We start from the raw sequence: 20042 nt of genomic DNA on the forward strand, positions 1-20042 counted from the left end.
GAATAGATGTAGCAAACAATAGATATAGTTTTTTTGAAAGGTTGAGGTTCATAGCAGTTCCTTTCTTAATTATAAATTGAACCTATATAGATCCTTGTTCCATTAGACTGCGCATGAAGTTTTTCGGTGTACAGCCGTGAATTTCTTTGAACTTCTTAATGAAATAAGCAGGGGTACGGTAACCAACCGTATTTGCGACCTGCTCAACCGTAATTTCGCGTTGTGTCATGAGTTCCCGTGCACGTTCCATCCTCTGGTTCGTAACATATTCGGAATAGACAATCCCGGTTTCCTCCTTGAAGAGTTTACTGAGATATTTAGGGCTGATGAATACTTGTTCTGAGACATGATCCAGCGTGAGATCGCCCGATAAGTTCTCGTGAATATAGGCTTTGACCGCCGAGATGGTATCCACACTCCGTACCTCGCTTCGCTTCTCCATATGCATCACAAATTCGGTCACGAGATGGATCATCCATTTCGAATAGCGGTTGATATTGTAGAACGATGCAAATTGCTTGTACAAATTCAATGAGCTGGCATCGGTGGGTTGCCAACGCACCTGACTGATACACTCAGAGTAAATGGAGACCGTTTTTAGTAATATGATCCGACTGTATTCGGCTGAATACATGCCTTCCTTTATCGTCGCGACCAACTCCTGAATGGCCTGAACTGTGCCGTGCACATCACGAGTCTGCAATTTTTTCTCAAAGTTTACGAGGTATATGTCCGGAATTTCCAAGCTGCTGGTTTCCCTGTTCAGAAGATCAAGATCCTGAATGGCAGACTGATCGGGAAAGAAATAGCTGTATCGAATCAAGGTATTCGCCTGATGATAGCTGGTGTGGATCTTCGTGAAATGCTCTACCCATCCGCCCAGTGATAATACGAAATCCAGACCGAACCTGTTTCTTGCCTCAGTGTGAATAAAGTCCACAATGTGATCAGAGAGAGGTTCTTCGGGTTGGTTGGTACAGATGATTACTGCTATTTTGTGATCCTGCAATTCCTCTGCCAGCAGTTGAGTTCCGTCCATTTCTGCGATCTCCAGTTGCTGGATCATCGTATACAACGTATGCTGCAACTGTCGTGGCTGCAGATCCTTCCATTTCTCATTGACGGGGTCAATGATGATGCAACGGAAGCGAGAGTAGGTCATTGAAATGTGAACAGACTGCAGTTGCTCCGTAAGTTCCTCGGGTGTGAATCGATTATTTAACATATTGAGCATGATGCTATGCTTAATCATTTTGTGATTGGCTTGCAGTGTTTCCTCCAGACTATCCACTTTGTTGGACAGACTGTTAATTGCCGTATCAATGAAGCGATATTCATCCTGTTTGAGGCTGGTGGGGCTATCCATCCGGCTCTTGATATTATTCAGGATTCGCTTTAGAGGACTATAATTGGCGGTCGTAAAGATGGACGACATCGCAATCCCAACCGCGATAGCTAACAAGCAAAGAAGAATCGAGATTTCCTTCAAACTATCCAATTTATTATAAAAACTTTTATTGGGTGTGGTGGTGTAAATCCGCCATCCATTTCCTTTGAATTGATCTTGGGACACGACATAAGATCCATGGTTAAATACAGGCGTGAAGCTCTCATTTGAAGAATGAATGGAGAGCAACGACTGAGATAAATTCTCCTCCGTGGAGCTACCTAACAAGGATTTGTCTGCGGCAGAAATGACGGTCCCGTCCTGATCTACGATTAATGTACTATCATAGTCAGAAGGAATCATATTTTTAATGATCTGACTGATCGCTGATTCTTTGATATCAATTGCTATCATGACCTTACTGTCTTGTCCAGAAGATTGAAACGGGTAGCTGTGAACATAGGAAATCAAAGGGCTCACGTTGGTCTGCTCAGGCGATTCAATATACGCATCCTGAGGAACCATGCGAGTTTGCATCCATAAGGAGCTTTCTTCAGTCTCTTTCATCGCAACAATCCAATCCGTAGTATGATCCGCACTCGAAGGCGTGTCCTCATAGAGCAACAGCCCATATACAGATGAGATCATCCAATGGTTCTTCGCATCGTACACATGAATGGCTTCAATGAGGTCGGAATAATTTTGCACCTTACTTTTGAGTAATTGTTCGATGTCCAGAATCTTGCCATGGTTTCCTTTTATGCTATCTAAATCAATATTGATGGAGCTACCCAAAGCCAGAGACAGATAGACCTGATTCACCTTCTGGATGACGGAGCTTTCAATATAATTGACGGTATTTTTCAGCGACAGCTGATTATTGATTCGAATTTCTTTGCTGTATTGATGGGAGAAGAAGAGATATAAAATGGAACCGAAAAGAAGCGAGATGACAAGGACGACAGCGAGATAGGAAAAAACCATCCTGGATCTCACAGACTGAAATGGCTTACGCATCTTTTTTCCCCCTTCACTTCTCATGTCTAAACAACTTCATCATTATATAGTAGGCCGAGGACTAGAAATCATGTTGACCGAAATTTAACAAACTTAACCTGAATAATTTACTTTCAGTTAATGAAACGTTTACAAAAAAAGATATTCTAATTGACGAATATAGTATTCCCTCCATTTTTCTTGGCATAAAAGCTCCAGAACGTACGATTTTGATATAAAACGGAATTTGTTCTATAGATACCAATCGCCCCCTAATGCTACAGTAACGGCAGATCAGACATCTGGATAGAGACTTTCTTACTCATTTGCTGACGCAGAAGCAAAAAAATTAATTTACGATAATGGGAGCGTGTATTTGCAAGCCATGAGAAAACCACTTAAAAAGTCACTGGCACTACTTCTAATGTTGTCTATGGTAGGTCCGACGTTTGCAGAGAAAAGTTTTGCAGCCGATCAGAAGATTCAGTTCTCTGATATTAAGGGACACTGGGCGGAAGCAAATATTCAAGCATGGGGTGATGAAGGATTAATTCGAGGCTACCTGGATCGTTCATTTAAACCGAACACGTATATCACCAGAGCAGAATTTATGAACTTGGTAAACGGTGCTTTTGGATATTCAGGACAAGCTAAAATTACCTTTAACGATGTGTCTGAGAGTGCATGGTATTACGAAGCAATTTCTATTGCAAATGCGAATGGATATATAGATGGATACACCGATGGCACAATGAAGCCGCAAGATCCGATCACACGTCAGGAAGCAGCTAAAGTGATCGCTGGCATTCTTAATTTGGAGTTAAATGAAACAGCAGCGAATGTGTTTAGTGATTCATCCTCTATTGCGGCGTGGAGCAAGGGAGCTGTAGGTGGAGCGGCAGCAGCGAAAATTATCGCCGGATATGCAGATGGAAGCTTCAAACCGCTTAATTCAATTACTCGTGCCGAAGCAGTGTCTGCACTCGTTAAGGCTGTAGAAACAGATTCTACGACAGCTGCCAAACCAGCTAAGCCAACAGGAACGGCAACCGTACTGAATGTTAATCCCCTAGCAGATGAAGCTCGTTTATCTGCCGTGGAGCATGGAGCCAATGCTGGAGACGACACCTTGAAAAATATTGCGGAAACCAATCCGTTTATTGATATTTTGGACGGTTTCGAACAAGTATGGTCCATGAACCAACCGGAATGGAGAGATGGAACAGCGGCAACTACACCTGGAGTTAATGATAAGGTTGCAAAGTATGGCGATGGACCGTCCCCATATTATGACGGCTTTAAGAACGATCCAACAGTAGCAGTTGCCGATCAGAAAACATTTGCGAATGCAGAGATCCGAAATAAAGCGACTTGGGAAGCCAATATCAAATATGTAGAAGATGTCACGCAAAACCGCACGGGTGAAGAGGCTTTGGCAGCCTACTACGATGACCAAAGAGATAAGATCTATAGCATGATCGAAGCCTTTGGTCCGTTGGCTAACACGTATGTAGATATCGTTAAGCCACAGACAAACGTTGAACGAAGTGTGGAAGAGATGAGTATTTTATTGACAGAAGAAACGACGGAAGATGAAAGTCAGGGTATCGGAAGCGACTGGGCTAAAACGGAGCTTGCAGACATGGTCGCTTTAGTTGATCTGGTTCGATTCAAAATCCCTGCTTCATCTAACCCTGCGAAATACTTCTACTCTTCCCCAAGACCATGGAGAATGAATTCAAACGGAGAAGTGAAAGAGGTTGTTGATAGCAAAGGACTGCCTGTGTGGGAAACATTGGGTGAAGGTGAGACGAAAGAAGTACCTTTGGCTTCGGGAGGAAAGAAAACAACAGGTGAAAAACAGTACCAACAATATGAAACGAACGTTGAACTTATTCCTGCATTAAGCTATGTCAAACGAATCGCTGAGGATGGAAGAGGAAAAGACGGCGGATATCCAAGCGGTCATACAAGTGCATCATACTTATCCGTGCTTCCTTTTGCTTATGCTACGCCAGAACGATTCTCTGAATTCTTAACCAGAGCAGCTCAGATGGGTGAGAATCGAATTGTAGCTGGGATGCACTCACCGCTTGATGTGATAGGTGCAAGAATACAAGCAACAGCGATGACTGCATTTGCATTCAATCAGGCCGACAACAAAGAATTGTTAGAGAAGGCCTATGAAAATGCAGGAGAGGTATTTGGAGCAGAAGCCAAGGAAAAAAATATGAGTTTGTATGAATATGCACACACGGTAACAGAGGATTATAATTTCAAAAGTGCATACGATGAGAATAAATGGGAAGATCACGACGCCAATAAAGCCTTCTATAGAGAAAAGCTGACGTACGGTCTACCACAAACAGGAACCAAAGGTTTGGCTCCAGTTGTACCGCAAGGAGCAGAAGCTCTGTTAGAAACACGACAACCGTATTTAACAGATGAGCAACGCAGAGAAGTGTTGTATACAACATCCATTGATTCCGGTTATCCTGTCTTGGACGAATCCAAAGGTTGGGGTAGATTGGATCTGGTATCAGCAGCGGATGGATACGGTGCATTCTTGAACAATGTAACTGTAGATATGGACGCTTCCAAAGGGCGCTTCAATGCACAAGACTGGTGGAGAAATGATATCACTGGTACTGGAATGCTCACGAAAAAAGGAACAGGAACACTTACATTGACAGGGAAAAATAGCTACACAGGCGGAACATTGCTGCAAGCCGGAACGCTGGTAGCAGAATCTGCAACTGCTTTTGGTTCGGGTGATCTGTATGTAGAAAATGGAACGGTTGTCGTCGATGTCGACGGAGCATTAAACTTGAATAGAAACTTTACTATGGATAAGGGTACGTTGGAATTGGTTGTGGCTGATGGCAACAATCAACTGAATGTCGGCAGAAAACTCTACATTGATGGAGGGAGTCTGAATCTGGACTTGTCCAACTATAAGATTGAAGGTTCCAAAGATATTACGTTAATCACGGCTAATGGAATTACAGGTGAATTCGACAGTGTAACTGCAGAGGGTTATGACGTTAGTGTCACGTACGAAAAGGGTCGTATCATTGCACATGTTGTAGCCAAATAAGTGAAGTAATTATCCATTATATAAAATGAACTCAAGACCGTTACACATGCCACTTCGATGACAGAATAACCTTCCGATCATTCTTCGCAAGAAAAGATCAGTATATAGAAAAGGGCTGAACTACATTGTAGTTTCAGCCCTTTTTTACGTGGTAAGAGACACGCAGGATATAATTAATGAAAGTCCAGCCTCTAAAGTCAAAAAATGGAGGTGCTAAGCATAAGTTATTCACCAGTATGATTACCTGGTTTACGTAATGGACTCACTACAATCTCCGTAGAGACTTCCTTCGCTGGTTCCAGTTCGGTATGCCCTACATAAGGGCGATCACTGCGAGAACGGGTTCCAGTCAGTCCGAAACCTGTGGTGAATAAAATCAGTTGTAGTCCAAGGGCATAAGGGGCGGCAACAAGTCCAATCAGATGGAGCAAGGAGCATAGCGCAATTAGCAAAGAAAGCGTTTTGGTGATTGTACCCGATGTATCCTGACGTGGGCTGGCCCAGAGCAGATATCCATACATTATTGTGATCATCAGGGAAACCGCGCGAATCCATGGCAAGATGCTGTCCCATGAGTCCACAGGAACGTCCAACATCCGCTGACGAAATAACAGATCTGCGACCAGAAACCCTGTGGCTGCTACTGCCGCTGGTTCGGCTATGGGCCGAAGGATCGTCCAGATTGCTGTGCCCCAATGGTCTGCTTGTGTATCCCGGCTGAGTTCATCTGATAATACGGTGCATTCTCGTTCCAGTGCTCTGTGCATGAGTCCGAGTTTGGCAGGGTCATGTTCCTTGATACAGTCACGGATCTGATCCTGTAGTTGAGGGGATAGGTAAGATGCAGCTTTGCAGGCTAACATTGCCGTTATCAGACCGTTATGTTCATGTTCCGACTGTTCATATTTCCGATTTTCCTGGATGGTAAGTTGTCCCAAGAGGGCTGTACTTATGTATAATGTATCTCGTATCCTTCTCATTCGCCTTTCGTGGCTACGGCGAACTTCAGTGGCAGACCATATGTATATCCCCAGAAGCAGAGCTATAATTCCGATTAGCACAGCCACAGCACCTGAGTTCGATGTTAGATCTTCAATCCAGCGTTGTAACACACCTTTTCCTCCTTTGCACCAACTTCACGTATCATGAAACACGCTTCACGTAAGCTTTCTCTCACTATTACACAGGAAGTAGATGAATTCAAGCAGAAAGGGGCACAATTCATGGATCATGTGAATATTGAACACACACCACCCGCAGCAGTGGAGTATCTTGCCCTGCGGCAGATTGCCGGCCTAAGTCCAATGAGCAGGGAGGGGGCTGAGATTGGTCTACCGAATAGCCTATTTGCCGTATGTCTGCGTGAAGAAGATATGCTGGTAGGCATGGGGCGAGTGATTGGAGATGGCGGTTGTTTCTTTCAGGTCGTCGATATAGCTGTACACCCGGATGTTCAGGGAATGGGGTATGGAAAACTAATCATGAGCGAGATTATGAACTACCTACGTGAAGCAGTACCTGCCCGTGGTTTGGTCAGTCTGCTGGCGGATGTTCCGGCTGATCGCTTGTATGCTCAATTTGGATTTGAATACACCAGCCCAAAATCGGAGGGCATGTGGTGGAGGCAGGGAGAAGAAGGATCGACTACCTAGCGAAACGGAAACTGAATTATTGGTGTGAGACTAAATTGCATATCATTATGAAATCATCTCAGTATAGCCGCATTAGCGGCTTTTTTTCATGATCCATGTTGCTTGATTGTGGGGAGAGGGATACTTCTGAGTGTCGGTGTTTCATCCGGTAGAGAAGTGAAGATTGGTTTTCTACATATCAGCTGTAAGAGATAGGTTTACAAGTTGTTCACATCCGGTTTAAGATGGCGTGAGCCGTTTAAGGTATATAACAATAGGATTAAGTATTAAAATAACGGTAAGTTGATGAGATGATATTTACAGAAAAGAGGGATTTAATATGAAAGTTGCAATTTTTGGAGCAACCGGAGCGATTGGCAAGACGATACTTTGGGAGTTGATGGATCGTGGTCATGAAGTGACTGCGGTAGTACGTGATCCGTCGAAGATTGAGATGGTACATGAGCGGTTGCGTGTAGAACAGGGAGATCTGCTTAACCCGGATCAGGTGGCAGATTTTGCAGCAGGACAAGAAGTGGTAGTGAGTGCGTATGGACCGAGGTTCGGTGGAGAAGAAGAGATGCTGGAAGTAACACGTTCATTAATTGAGGGTGTGCGCCGTGCAAAAGCAGGACGTCTGGTTGTGGTTGGTGGAGCAGGAAGCTTGCTGACTGATTCCGGTGATATGCTGATGGATACGCCGGGATTCCCGGAGGAAGTCAAGCCTCTGGCGAAAGCTCATGCAGAAGCATATGATCTGATTGAAGCATCGGATATTCAATGGACGTATATGAGTCCTGCTGCAACGATCACAACAGGACGGCGGACAGGCCAGTTCCGGGTTGGCATGAACCGGGTGATTACGGATGATATCGGGGAGAGCTCCATTTCCGTTGGTGACTTTGCAGCGGCTTTGGTGGACGAACTGGACGATCCGCAGTTTATCCAATCGCGATTTACGGTCGGTTATTAAGCGTAGACAGGCTTTGGAAGGTTGAATGACTAGGTCTCATATACGGGGATCGATAGAGCTTCCAATGATACATGGAGCGTATCATGATAACTGGATGTGGCAAGGTAAAGATGGCGATACACGTGTAGGATGCAGCGTTTAGGTGCGAAGTTGTTGCTTTTAGATATTAGATGAGCTTGCCTCCGGGGAGGGATGAACGTTGTTTATCGTAACGGCTGAACAGATGAGGGCTGTAGACGAGTATACCATTCAAAAGTTGGGTATTCCTGCTGCGAGTCTGATGGAGAATGCAGGTCGGGCCATTGCTGAGGAAGTGATCAAGCTGTGCCGGGAAGAGCAGGAAGAAGGCTGGCTTTCGGATTCAGGGCATATTGGCTATAGCAGCAAGACAGATGTGCGGCGGGCACACACCGGGCCCGGCGATCGGCAAGGTTATGGTGGCGACATCATCGCCGATCCGGCGCTGGTGATGGAGCGCCCTGGTGATCAGCAGTGGTACATGCTGATCGGCAAGGGCAATAATGGCGGCGACGGACTGGTGGCCGCGCGCCATTTGGTTGAAGCAGGGCTTGGCGTGACATTGGTCTACGCCGATGCCCCGGAGGCACTGCGGGGCGAAGCCGCTGTGCAACGGGATGCCGCTGCGCAGCTCGGCATCCCTGTTGTTGTCCACGGGCGCGAAGCCGTGGACTTCAGCCGGTGCACAGGCATCGTGGATGCGCTGCTGGGCACCGGCTCGCGGGGGGCGCCGCGAGGAGCTTACGCGGCGCTGATTGAGGCGGCGAACGACAGCGGCAAGCCGGTCGTGTCCGCCGATGTGCCAAGCGGGCTGAACGCCGACACTGGAGAGGTGTACGAGCCCTGCATTCAAGCCCGGGTGACCGTATGCCTTGCGCTGCTTAAGCGCGGGCTTGTGCAGTACCCGGGCGCTTCTGCCGCGGGGCGCATCGTAGTGCGCGCCATCGGCATTCCCGCGCGCCTTGCGCCAGAGCATGGCCCCTCGGTCCGTCTGCTGACGGACGAGGTGCTGCGCGGTGCGCTGCGCGTGGACACAGGCCGTCTCCGGGCACCGGACGGCCACAAAGGCACCTACGGCCACGTATTGCTGGCCGCAGGAAGTCTGCCGATGAGCGGCGCAGGCCTGCTCTCGGCCGAGGCCGCGCTGCGCGCAGGCTGCGGGCTCGCCACATGGGCGCTGCCCGCGGCACTGTTGCCGCATGTCATCGGCACCGTGCCCGAGCTCATGCTGGCCGCCGCCGCCGATGGCGACAGCGGCGAATGGAACGCGGCTTCCGCGGGCGTCGTGCTGCGTCTCGCGGAGAGCCGCGACGTGCTCGCGACCGGCCCGGGCCTCGGCCGCTTCAAGGGCGACACAGACTGGCTGCGCCGTCTGTGGCAACAAACGGATCGTCCGCTCGTCATCGACGCGGACGCCCTCAACATGCTGGCAGACGCTGGCCCACATGGGCCTCGCGACTGGGGCCAGCGAAGTGCGGCGACAATCCTGACGCCGCACCCTGGCGAGATGGGCCGACTGCTGGGCATGTCGACCCCGGAGGTGCAGCGTGACCGGATTGGGCACGCTGCAAGATACGCCCGCGAGCAGGGCGTGACCCTTGTGCTCAAAGGAGCACGAACGGTCATCGCAACGCCATCCGGCGAGGCGTACATCAACACCACCGGGCACGCCGGCATGGCGACGGGCGGTGCCGGAGACGTATTGACCGGCATCATCGCCGGTCTGCTTGCCCAAGGGCTCAGCGCGGAGCAAGCCGCCGCGTTCGGCGTATATCTCCACGGACAGGCTGCCGAACGAGCAGCCCTGCTGCGAGGCGATCCATCATCCCTGCTGGCTGGAGACATTATCGACGCACTATGAGGACGGGCAGGTATTGGACAAGCTCTCGGTTTTGGGCTGCTTCCTATGACGATTCATTTTCAAACTGCAAGTTATCCAACGAACCAGCGCACCAAAAATTGATGAGTGAACGTTGTCCATTGTTCATTGTTCATTGCTCAGTACTCAATGCTCAATGCTCTAACGAACCTGATACACCTTATGCCACGGTTTACATCGAGGAGCAAAAGCTAACGAATCTCATCCACCTTATTTCTGTGTATTTCAGATAAAACACCTGAAAAACCGGGATGAATTAGGGAATAGAGTGCCTGAGATTCGTTAGTTTTTATAATCTGCAATTAGTGGCCCAATAAGATTTGCTCAGTTCGTTAAACGTTTGGATCTGAAACGCTGATGCCTTGTTATCAACTTTCGTGTCTGGTTACCGACTTGTGCGTGTCTTGGGGACAATGGTTAGATGAAACAACGATTAGTTACTGAAAAAGGGAGCCCTGTCATGATTCATGACGGAGGCTCCCCTTTTATTTGTTGTATGTTCATGCTGCCTGATCTTGGCTAGCCTATAACCTGTATCTAACCTGCATCTAAACTACATCCCAACTACGTCCGGCCCGAAAATTCTCCGGTATCCTGCTTACAGCCGGAAACGCAGCAATTCCTGATGCATCTCTGCACTGATATCACGCAGTGACTTGACCTTAATACTCGCATCGGCGAAGGAACGTTGTTGTTCCGCCGTGGAGGCTGTAATCTCTTCACTGCTGGCGGCTGACTGCTCAGTGATGGCACTGATATTTTCGATGGCCTGCTGCACCTGTGTACTGAGCTCGTTCGAATGCTGCATATCCTCCGCAAGCTGGTGGATGCCGGTGCTAATGCGCTCTACACTTTCACGAATGGCGGAGAAGGATTCCCGGGTCTGGCCGGTAGCTTGTTCCTGTTCGCCGAATAGCTGCATGCTCTGCGCTACCGAGTTCTTCACCTTGTCCATGGAGGTTGTAATCTCGCCAACAGCCGCATAGATATGCTTGACCGATTGCGCAGACTGTTCCGCGAGCTTATTTACCTCTCCTGCCACGACAGCGAAGCCGCGCCCGGCTTCTCCGGCACGAGCAGCCTCAATGGAGGCATTTAACGAGAGCATGGTCGTCTGCTTGGCAATTTCCGATACATATGCGGTCATCGTGGTGATTCGAACCGCGCTGTCTTCCAGTTCCCGGACCGTCTGCTCCACCTCTGACATCGCCAGACGGTTCACTTCGGCCAGGCGGAGTTGTTCCGCGACGGCTTTATTACCTTCTTCAACGGTAGTTAATACTTCACGACCATCGATCACGGATTGGGAAGTAGCCTTCAGATTACTATTGAAGGTAGATTGCATCTTGTCCACAACGATGACCGTTTCACTCAGGTCCTCGGCAATCTTCTGACTGCCAACCGCAAGTTCCTCGGTTGTACGGGATACTTGCTGCACAATCGCTTGAGACGTATCATTCCCACGGTCAATGTCTTGCGCCATCAGATCGACACGATGACCGGCTGCGCCAATCGATTGAATAATGCCCCGGATATTATGAGTCATGATACGGAATGAACGGCTCAGGTCATCGAGTTCATCTTTGCCCCGAGCTTCCGGTAATTGCAGGGTAAGGTCACCATCCGCAATCTGTCCTGCGGCGTCTTTGAGCGTGCGAATGCGCTTGGCGATCTGACGTGAAGTATACATATTGAACAACATCACGGCGACGAGCAGCACGATGGCTCCGCCGAGAGCGACTTGCCACGTTTGCTGGATGTCACGCTCCAAATCGACGGTATACTGATCATATCGATCTCGCGTTATTTCATCCAACGAATAGATATCGTTCTGTATGCCCCGAACCCGAGTGCTGTAACGTTTGGCTTCCGCACTGTTCATTTTGGTCATCGCTTCGGTGGCTCCCTGGTTCAGAGCTTGTAGTTTCGTCTGGATGGACTGAATCAGCTGCAACTGCTGATCCGTTTCCAGCAATCCATCCGTAAGCTCCTGGATCATCGTTTGGCCTTCATCCAGCAAGCGGAGTACGGCGTCCTGATTTCCTGCTGTCATGGAGAATGAATAGACGTCCAGTGCCTGCTGGGTCTGAATCTGATTGGCGTTCAGTTCACTCACCTTGAGCATGGCAGGGACCAGATTTTGATTTTTGGCATTCATACCGAGCAACTCCATGATGATATAGGCTACCAGCGCAAGGCATAGAAGTAGCGAGATCAGAGCATTAAGTATCAGTTTTCCCTGTAGTTTCATATGCGTACCTCCTCGAATCCGATGGGTTATTGATCAAGCATAATTGTGATTTGACCGGAAGAGATCTGTGTTTTCAGATCATCGAAGGTTTTCTGTTGTTCATCACTAAGCGTAATATTATGTAGAGCGGTCAGACCTACGGCGTTCTCTGCCAGCCCCTCCACGATTTCCTTTTGAGGGAAGGTGTGATTGTTTTGAATGAACGAGTTAACGGCATTATAGATCGATACATCCACATTTTTCAGCATGGATGTCAGAATGGCTTTTTCCGCTAAAAAGAACTGATCGGTATCTACGCCGATGGCGTATTTCCCTAATTTCTGAATCTCCGTCAGTGCGCCCACGCCTGTGAGACCGGCAGCTACGTAGATCACGTCAGCCCCTTTTTCCTGAATCATCTGTGCAGCGAGCTGTTCACCCAGATCGGCATTACCGAAGTTCCCTGCGTAGACGACATCCACTGTTGCATTCGGCTTGACAGCGAGGACACCTTGCTCAAAACCCTGCTCGAAATTGCGAAGGACCGGTATCTCCATGCCACCCAAGAAACCGACACGATCTTCTGTTGAAGCCATAGCGGCAATAACGCCTGCCAGATAACTTCCTTCTTCCGCCCGGAATGAGATGGAAGCAATATTGGGTAACTCGGACTGACTGTCAATCAACAGGAATTGCCGATCGGGATATTTGGCAGCGATCTTCTCCATGTCGGCTTGGACCGTATCACTCAGACCAATAATCAGATCGAATTTGGCTACCGCAAATTCCTCAAATGCAGCTTCAGCAGATCCATTCTCTCCCGGTTCGCGATAGTCAAATACAATACTTTTCTCGTCTCTGGCCTGAACCAGCCCATCAAAAGCAGCATCATTAAAGGAGCGATCACCCAGGCCAACCTCCGTAAGAACAATACCGACTTTCGTTCTGGTATCTGTTGTCGTTGTTGTATTATTGGCTGAACAAGCCCCCAGCATCAGCACCGTCAGGATCATCATTAGAGTGAGACCTGCGCGGGTGCTCTTGTTTGTTTTCATGTGTGTTGTATACCCTCATTTCTGTAGTTGCTTTTTGCTAATTTGAAATGTTCTTCAGATGTGGAGAAATACGCATATATGGGTGACATATGTGGTGAGATTCCCCTTTATCTTTATCGGACAGAAGGGTACTGTGATTTATGGTTTACATTGAAAATTTACGCAAATCTTAATATGTTTCATGAATTGTACATGGGTTTTACATTTATCTGGTTAAAGGGGGCGCATATGACTTCAGTCTGTTGTTTGCCGATGTTCAAAATAAAAAAGACACAGCAGAGATGATTCATCTCTGTTGTGTCTTTGAATTTGAATAGCAGATACGTGAAGCACATCGGGATATTTTTAACCGTCCTTATAATAGAAGTTACGCGAGTTTTACCAAGCCGCAATGGAGCCATCGGCTCGCGTTTCCGTACCGCCGCATAATACGCCATTGTCCGGGTTCCGCCAGATGATCTGACCGCGTCCAAACTGGGATGGATCGAGCGCCACTTGAATATCATGTCCTTTTCGGGCAAGTGCCTGTGCAATATGTTGCGGGAAACCGGGTTCCACAAGAATCGTTTTGCCCTTCGTCCACTGCCAGCGTGGAGAATCCAGTGCAGCCTGTGGGTTCAGGTGATAATCAATCGTATTCATGACCACCTGCACATGACCTTGCGGTTGCATGAAACCGCCCATGACGCCAAATGGACCGACCGCTTCGCTGCCGCGGGTGAGGAACCCCGGAATGATGGTGTGATACGTTCGTTTACCCGGTTCCAGAGCGTTTGCATGATTCGGGTCCAGTGAGAAGTTGTGTCCGCGATTTTGCAATGCAATGCCTGTCCCTGGAACAACCAGTCCGGACCCGAAGCCCATATAGTTGCTTTGGATAAAGGAAACCATGTTGCCTTCACCGTCCGCTGTTGCCAGATAGACCGTTCCACTTGCGCGTGGATCGCCTGCCTCAGGTGCACGTGCGGTATCACCAATGAGTTTGAGCCGTTTTTCCGCGTAGGCCTCGGACAGCAGTTCCTCCACAATCACGCCCATGTTGCGTTCTTCGGTAATATATTTCTCCCCATCGGCAAATGCCAGCTTCATGGTTTCGAGCTGCCGATGATACGCCAGAACGGATTCTTTCTCGTTGAATGCGTAACCTTTCAGCAGATTAAGCGCCGCCAGAGCAATCAATCCTTGTCCGTTCGGCGGAATCTCCCATACATCGTATCCACGATAGGAGACGGAGATGGGATCAACCCACTCCGGCTGAAAAGCCTTCAGATCTTCGCGAGTCAGATAACCACCGTGTTCTGCCATAAAGGAATGAATGCGTTCGGCCAGTTCTCCTTCGTAAAAGTCTCGCGCTTCGCTCTCGCCAATCTGGCGCAAAGTCGCCGCATGATCCGGCGAGCGCCACATCTCTCCAGCTGCGGGAACACGCCCGCCTGGAGCAAATGTCTCAAACCACGCACGCCCTGCTTCCGCATCACCCTGGCGTGCATAGATCTCGGCTGCCCTTGCCCAGTGGCGGGCCAGCCCTGGCGCAAGCGGGTAACCTTCCTCCGCATAGCGGATGGCCGGTTTCAGCGCTTCCGCCAGCGTGAGCCGCCCAAAGCGGCGACTCAGCTCGGCCCAACCCGCCGGTGCGCCAGGCACCGTCACCGGAACAACTCCCAGCTTCGGCATCTCCGTATGGCCTGCTGTTTGAAGCGCCTCAATGGATATGCCCTGAGGCGCAGGGCCGCTGGCATTCAGGCCATGCAGTTTGCCCTCGGTCCAGACGAGGGCAAAAGCATCGCCTCCAATGCCATTGGACGTGGGCTCCAGCACCGTCAGTGCTGCCGCAGTTGCAATGGCGGCGTCAATGGCGTTGCCGCCTTTTTTCAATACATCCAGACCTGCCTGTGCAGCCAGTGGCTGTGAAGTGGCAACCATGCCTTGCTTGGCATACACGGGCACGCGGTAAGAGGGGTACGGTTGGTAGAGTGGATCAAAGTTCATCTGGGCGTTCAGCTCCTTGTCGCAAGATGTCAGGCTCCGGGATCACCGGATCTACTCCTAACCTTCTTCGCAACCGGACAACCGATATCCTGTCACACTTGCCAAATCCAACCTGACATCAGCAGCACATCGTTCAGAAATGTTTTTGCCAAGTGGAGTGACATCAATTAACGATATCACCCTAAGTTGTTACCATATCGCCGCCGTTCACATGAATGCATTCACCTGTGACGTAGGATGAATCGCGGGAAGCGAGATAGACGTAGGCTGCCGCCAGTTCGTAAGGCTGACCAGCCCGACCCATAGGCGTATCTGTTCCAAATACCTGCACATCCTCAGCAGAGAAACTGGCAGGAATGAGCGGGGTCCAGATAGGTCCCGGGGCGATGGAATTCACGCGAATCCCCTGTGCAGCGAGCGACTGGGCGAGTACACGAGTCAGCGACACGACAGCTCCTTTGGTGGAGGAGTAGTCGATTAATTGGGTGTTGCCTTTGTATGCTGTAACGGAAGCTGTATTGATGATGGAAGCGCCTTTGCACAGATGCGGGAGAGCGGCCTGGATCAAAAAGAAATAGGCGAACACATTCGTCTGAAAGGTGTGATACAGCTGTTCTTCTGTAATATCAACGATGCTTGGCTGCACATACTGTACGCCATGGTTGTTGACCAGAATATCGATCTTCCCGTAGGTTTCCATGGTCGTGCGAATGACAGCATCACAGTTTTTCTTTAAGCGGAGATCAATTTCGATTAACAGACAGCGCTGCCCCAATTCTTCGATTCGCTCGCGAGTCCTTTCGGCATCTGTCCGTTCATATAGATAAGCAATGACGATATCCGCCCCTTCTTTTGCAAAAGCGATGGCGGCCGCCCGGCCGATTCCACTGTCACCACCCGTAATAATGGCAACCTTTCCTTCAAGTTTGCAGCTACCGATATAGGCAGGGTCTTCACTGATCGGTTCAGGTACCATCAGGGTCTCCAGTCCGGGTTGCTGGTCCTGATGCTGGGGCGGGAATGCGAGCTTTTGCTCCTTGCACACCGTTTTCTCACCATAAAAAGGATAAACAGGATTCATGAGCTTTACATCCTCCTCGAACGTTCATTGATACGGATAAACTATGCATTCGCCCAAAAGAAGGTGCAGGAGGAAGCAGCAGAGCGGTTGTTTTTTGCACAAAATATACCATAATAAGGATAGATCCTAAAATTGATGGAGGTGTCAGGAGCCACATGAATATTCAGGGAATTAATCATTTGTGCTTTTCCGTATCCAATCTGGAGCGGGCCATTACCTTTTATGAGCAGGCTCTCGGGGCCCGAATTCAGGTGAAAGGACGCAAACTGGCTTATTTTGAGCTTGCCGGTCTGTGGATCGCCCTGAATCAGGAGGATGTTATTCGCAACTATACGGAACGAACCTATACCCATATTGCATTTACCGTCAAAGAGGAGGAGTTCGAAGAGTCGGTGCAACATCTGCGAGCAGCCGGAGCTGACATTCTTCCCGGAAGGCCAAGAGATCCGCGGGATGCAGCTTCTGTATATTTCACCGATCCGGATGGTCATCTGTTCGAACTGCATACAGGTACGATGAAGCAAAGGTTGGATTATTACCGTGAAGACAAAGCTCATATGACCTTTTATCCATGAGTTTGATGTGCAAATGGAGAAAATCCAGAATTATAACTCACATATCTATTGTCTAAACATTGGCATTACCTATAATATGGACAAATAGTACCTTAATTTACCAATGTTAAATTCATTGGTTCAATCCAAGGAGGTTTGTCATGATTCAGTTCCCGAAACCAGATGTCGAGCAATATTTTCAGACGTATCGAATTTCGCATTTTGCCGTATCGGCTGACGAGAAACGTTTGTTCATGGACAGTAATCTGAACGGTCAGCCGAATATTTGGGCGATGGATTTGCCCGGGGGGTACCCGTATCCTTTAACCTACTTGAATCAGAGCAGTCAATTTATCAAAGCAGACCCGCAAGGGCGTCATCTTCTTACCGCGTTTGATCGGGATGGTGATGAGAACTATCATCTGTATGCACTCCAACCGGAAGGTGGCGTTCCACTGCCCGTTGTGAAGGCCGAGCCGAATGATCGTTGTTATTACGCCCACTTATCGGAAGATGGAGAGCGATTGTATTATATAACCAGCGCAGGTAACCCGAACTATCTCAATTCGCGCCGACTTCATCTGGAGACGGGAGAGGATGAGCTTCTGCATCAGGGGGAAGAGGCCACCAGCCAGCTGGTTGCTGTAAGCGCGGATGAACAGGCCTATGTTATCTTGAAAGTATATTCGAATACCTACCAGAAGGCCTATCTGTATCGGAATGGTGAGCCCGAGTTAATTGTGCCCGTTTCAGATCGGCAGAGTCAGATTCCATATGTACTTTTTGCAGATGATAATCGCCTTCTGCTGATTACGAATGATGACTCGGCATATTCCTATGTGGCTGAGTACCGTATCGATACCCGTGAGTTCCGTCCATTGTGCAGAATCGAAGGGGAAGATGTGGAGATCATCCGCTGGCATCAGGCTTCCGAGACATTATACTTCTGGACACTTACAGGGCCAGAGAATCGCATGTATGCATTATACAAAAATGCGGATCAGCCTCGGCGCGTAGATATGCCGCTGGATACAGTCGAGCAGGTGACCGTTACCAAGGCTGGCAATGTGTATATTTTGGGGCGTGGGGCAATTGAGCCGCATAACATTTATCGTAAAATGGCGGGTGTTGAGTCCTGGGAGCCGCTGACTGCCAATCGGGTGACCGGACTGGACCCAAGTGATCTCGTGTACCCTGACGTCATTCGGTATAACTCCTACGACGGACTGGAGATTGAAGCTCTTTTGTTCAAAGCAAAACCGGAGCAGGCCAATGGCTACACCGTATTTTGGCCGCATGGCGGGCCACAAGCATCGGAAGCGAAGTTTTTCCGGCCGATGTTCCAGATGATGCTTGCTCAGGGCTATCATATTTTTGCTCCGAACTTCCGGGGCAGTACCGGATATGGCGCGGAATTCGTCAAGATGGTTGAGCGGGATTGGGGCGAAGGCCCAAGGCTGGACTGTGTTGCCGGGATCCAATGGCTGTTTGACCAGGGAATTACCTCGCCGGAGCGCTTGTTTGTGGTAGGTGGAAGTTATGGGGGGTATATGACCCTGTTGCTGGCAGGACGCCATCCGGAGCTGTTCCGGGCTGCGGTCGATATTTTTGGGCCATGCAACCTGTTCACGTTCCTGGATTCCGTGCCGGAAGACTGGAAGCCGATGATGGATAACTGGCTGGGGGATCCGGTCCGTGACCGCGAACGGTTAACGAAGGATTCACCAATCACGTATCTGGATCAGATGGTGAATCCGATGCTGGTTATTCAAGGGGCGAATGATCCAAGGGTGGTAAAGGCTGAATCTGATCAGATTGTGGCTGCGCTCCAGTCAAAGGGACTTGATGTGGAATATATCGTTCTGGACGATGAGGGCCACGGTTTCTCCAGAAAGGCAAATGAGATTCTCGTATACCGCCGGATGTTGGCGTTTTTGCAAAAACATCAGGAGGCATCAGTCGCACAAGCTTAAGCCGTGTGAGATTCCATCGTTGACTGAGATATATCGTGGTATGACAAAAGCCGCCAGAGATCATCATTGATCTTTGGCGGCTTTATGACGTGAGCCCGGATGTGTGGAGTTGATGCATCCGAACCTCTTAATCCAGCAATGCGAGAATCGAATCGATGTCCTGCTCCGCCCACTGGGCAAAAGGTAATTCCTCGGACCACGTCACTTGTCCTGTCGCTTTGGCTTCACCCCACCACAAGACACGTTGATAGAGCAGATGCACACTCAGACGTGAACGGAATTGTTCGCATTTTTCCACATCCGCCGTGCAGACCAGATCCCGGTAACAGCGAAGGAACTGTGCGGCGAGCTCTGGTTGACCCTCACGAATATATCTGGTGGACATTTTGGTTAAGTCGGCTGTGCCATCTCCGAAATAGGAGGTTGTGAAATCAAAAAGACCACTAATCTGCCAGTCTGCAGAAGGGGAATCCATTTTTTGAATCAGAACATTCTCGACCTTGAAGTCTCCCATGACAAACCCGGGAACGGTCATGGACTCGAACGCCGATTCCGCATTCTTGAATTGCTCGTCCACCCACTGAACATCTTCATCCGTAATCACAGAGTACTTCTCAGCATCATGTAACCAGTGCCGAATGGTTCCGTACAACCAGTCCAGATAATTACCTGCAAAAGAAACAATCTGCTTCGCTACAGGATCATATTCTCCCGCATCAGGCACCTTCCAGCGGTGCAGTTCAGCCAAAGTATGAGCAAACATACAGGCGATCGCTTCCTGATCTTGCTCTGTTAGCGTAGCTTGGAATGATGGATCATATAGGTGATTGCCTGGCAGGCGGGGCATCAGAGCATAACTCCAGCCCAGAAGATCGGTATCTTTATTTAATAAATAGGGGTCAGGGACGGGAGTGGAAGTGTGTTTCGCCAGTTGTTCTACGAAAAATTTTTCTTCCTCTAGTTGTCCTGGATATAAAGGGTTACCTTTCAGAATGTATTCTCCGCTAGAAGAACGAATGAGCAGTGTCTGGCCCATAACTCCCTTTTCTGTTCGTCGATAATCTTCAAGGGTTCCCAGATCGAACTCATTCAGCGCATCTTGCAATGAAGCTGCTGTCACTTCACCGAGTTGATTGGAACCAAAATATATACGGGTTGTCATACGGCTCGACCCTCCTG

Annotated in this window: 13 protein-coding genes; 6 read left to right on the forward strand and 7 right to left on the reverse strand. The window is 49.0% G+C overall.

The features are described from left to right. Nucleotides 1-82: 82 nt before the first annotated feature. Complete coding sequence (locus AC4G47_RS02600; protein ID WP_491104639.1) at nucleotides 83-2404, reverse strand: AraC family transcriptional regulator; 2322 nt, start codon at nucleotides 2402-2404, stop codon at nucleotides 83-85. Nucleotides 2405-2768: 364 nt separating this feature from the next. Here AC4G47_RS02600 and AC4G47_RS02605 point away from each other — a divergent pair, with 364 nt between their 5' ends. Then, nucleotides 2769-5480 carry an S-layer homology domain-containing protein gene (locus tag AC4G47_RS02605; protein ID WP_491106627.1) on the forward strand — a complete coding sequence of 904 codons (2712 nt, stop codon included), beginning with the start codon at nucleotides 2769-2771 and terminating at the stop codon, nucleotides 5478-5480. A 224-nt stretch (nucleotides 5481-5704) separates the two neighbouring features. Here AC4G47_RS02605 and AC4G47_RS02610 read toward each other — a convergent pair whose 3' ends face one another. Next, nucleotides 5705-6592, reverse strand: a complete 888-nt coding sequence (locus tag AC4G47_RS02610; RefSeq protein WP_491104640.1) for a hypothetical protein — start codon at nucleotides 6590-6592, stop codon at nucleotides 5705-5707. A 111-nt stretch (nucleotides 6593-6703) separates the two neighbouring features. Between AC4G47_RS02610 and AC4G47_RS02615 the strand changes: the two genes are divergently transcribed. From AC4G47_RS02615 to AC4G47_RS02625, 3 genes are all read left to right on the forward strand, one after another. Next, nucleotides 6704-7132 carry a GNAT family N-acetyltransferase gene (locus AC4G47_RS02615; RefSeq protein ID WP_458125118.1) on the forward strand — a complete coding sequence of 143 codons (429 nt, stop codon included), beginning with the start codon at nucleotides 6704-6706 and terminating at the stop codon, nucleotides 7130-7132. A gap of 319 nt (nucleotides 7133-7451) precedes the next feature. Continuing rightward, nucleotides 7452-8084, forward strand: coding sequence for an NAD(P)-dependent oxidoreductase (locus AC4G47_RS02620; protein WP_458125119.1), 633 nt, complete (start codon nucleotides 7452-7454; stop codon nucleotides 8082-8084). A 199-nt stretch (nucleotides 8085-8283) separates the two neighbouring features. Continuing rightward, the gene (locus AC4G47_RS02625) at nucleotides 8284-9963 is read left to right on the forward strand and encodes an NAD(P)H-hydrate dehydratase (RefSeq protein WP_491104642.1); all 1680 of its coding nucleotides are present in this window, start codon (nucleotides 8284-8286) and stop codon (nucleotides 9961-9963) included. Between the two features lie 616 nt (nucleotides 9964-10579). Here the strand turns inward: AC4G47_RS02625 and AC4G47_RS02630 are convergent. From AC4G47_RS02630 to AC4G47_RS02645, 4 genes are all read right to left on the reverse strand, one after another. Then, nucleotides 10580-12232 (reverse strand): methyl-accepting chemotaxis protein, encoded by a 1653-nt coding sequence (locus AC4G47_RS02630; protein WP_491104643.1) that lies wholly within the window; start codon nucleotides 12230-12232, stop codon nucleotides 10580-10582. Nucleotides 12233-12258: 26 nt separating this feature from the next. Next, nucleotides 12259-13266 carry a BMP family lipoprotein gene (locus tag AC4G47_RS02635; protein ID WP_491104645.1) on the reverse strand — a complete coding sequence of 336 codons (1008 nt, stop codon included), beginning with the start codon at nucleotides 13264-13266 and terminating at the stop codon, nucleotides 12259-12261. A gap of 378 nt (nucleotides 13267-13644) precedes the next feature. Continuing rightward, nucleotides 13645-15255 carry a gamma-glutamyltransferase family protein gene (locus AC4G47_RS02640; protein WP_491104647.1) on the reverse strand — a complete coding sequence of 537 codons (1611 nt, stop codon included), beginning with the start codon at nucleotides 15253-15255 and terminating at the stop codon, nucleotides 13645-13647. A 181-nt stretch (nucleotides 15256-15436) separates the two neighbouring features. Beyond that, nucleotides 15437-16336 carry a glucose 1-dehydrogenase gene (locus AC4G47_RS02645; protein ID WP_458125124.1) on the reverse strand — a complete coding sequence of 300 codons (900 nt, stop codon included), beginning with the start codon at nucleotides 16334-16336 and terminating at the stop codon, nucleotides 15437-15439. Between the two features lie 155 nt (nucleotides 16337-16491). Here AC4G47_RS02645 and fosB point away from each other — a divergent pair, with 155 nt between their 5' ends. Then, nucleotides 16492-16911, forward strand: coding sequence for a metallothiol transferase FosB (fosB, locus tag AC4G47_RS02650; RefSeq protein ID WP_145325609.1), 420 nt, complete (start codon nucleotides 16492-16494; stop codon nucleotides 16909-16911). 140 nt (nucleotides 16912-17051) lie between these two features. Then, nucleotides 17052-18863, forward strand: coding sequence for a S9 family peptidase (locus AC4G47_RS02655; RefSeq protein ID WP_491104648.1), 1812 nt, complete (start codon nucleotides 17052-17054; stop codon nucleotides 18861-18863). A 127-nt stretch (nucleotides 18864-18990) separates the two neighbouring features. Here the strand turns inward: AC4G47_RS02655 and AC4G47_RS02660 are convergent, their stop codons facing one another. Further along, nucleotides 18991-20025 carry a phosphotransferase family protein gene (locus AC4G47_RS02660; protein WP_491104649.1) on the reverse strand — a complete coding sequence of 345 codons (1035 nt, stop codon included), beginning with the start codon at nucleotides 20023-20025 and terminating at the stop codon, nucleotides 18991-18993. Nucleotides 20026-20042: the final 17 nt, after the last annotated feature.

The sequence above is a fragment of the Paenibacillus sp. Negev47 genome (assembly GCF_058313655.1).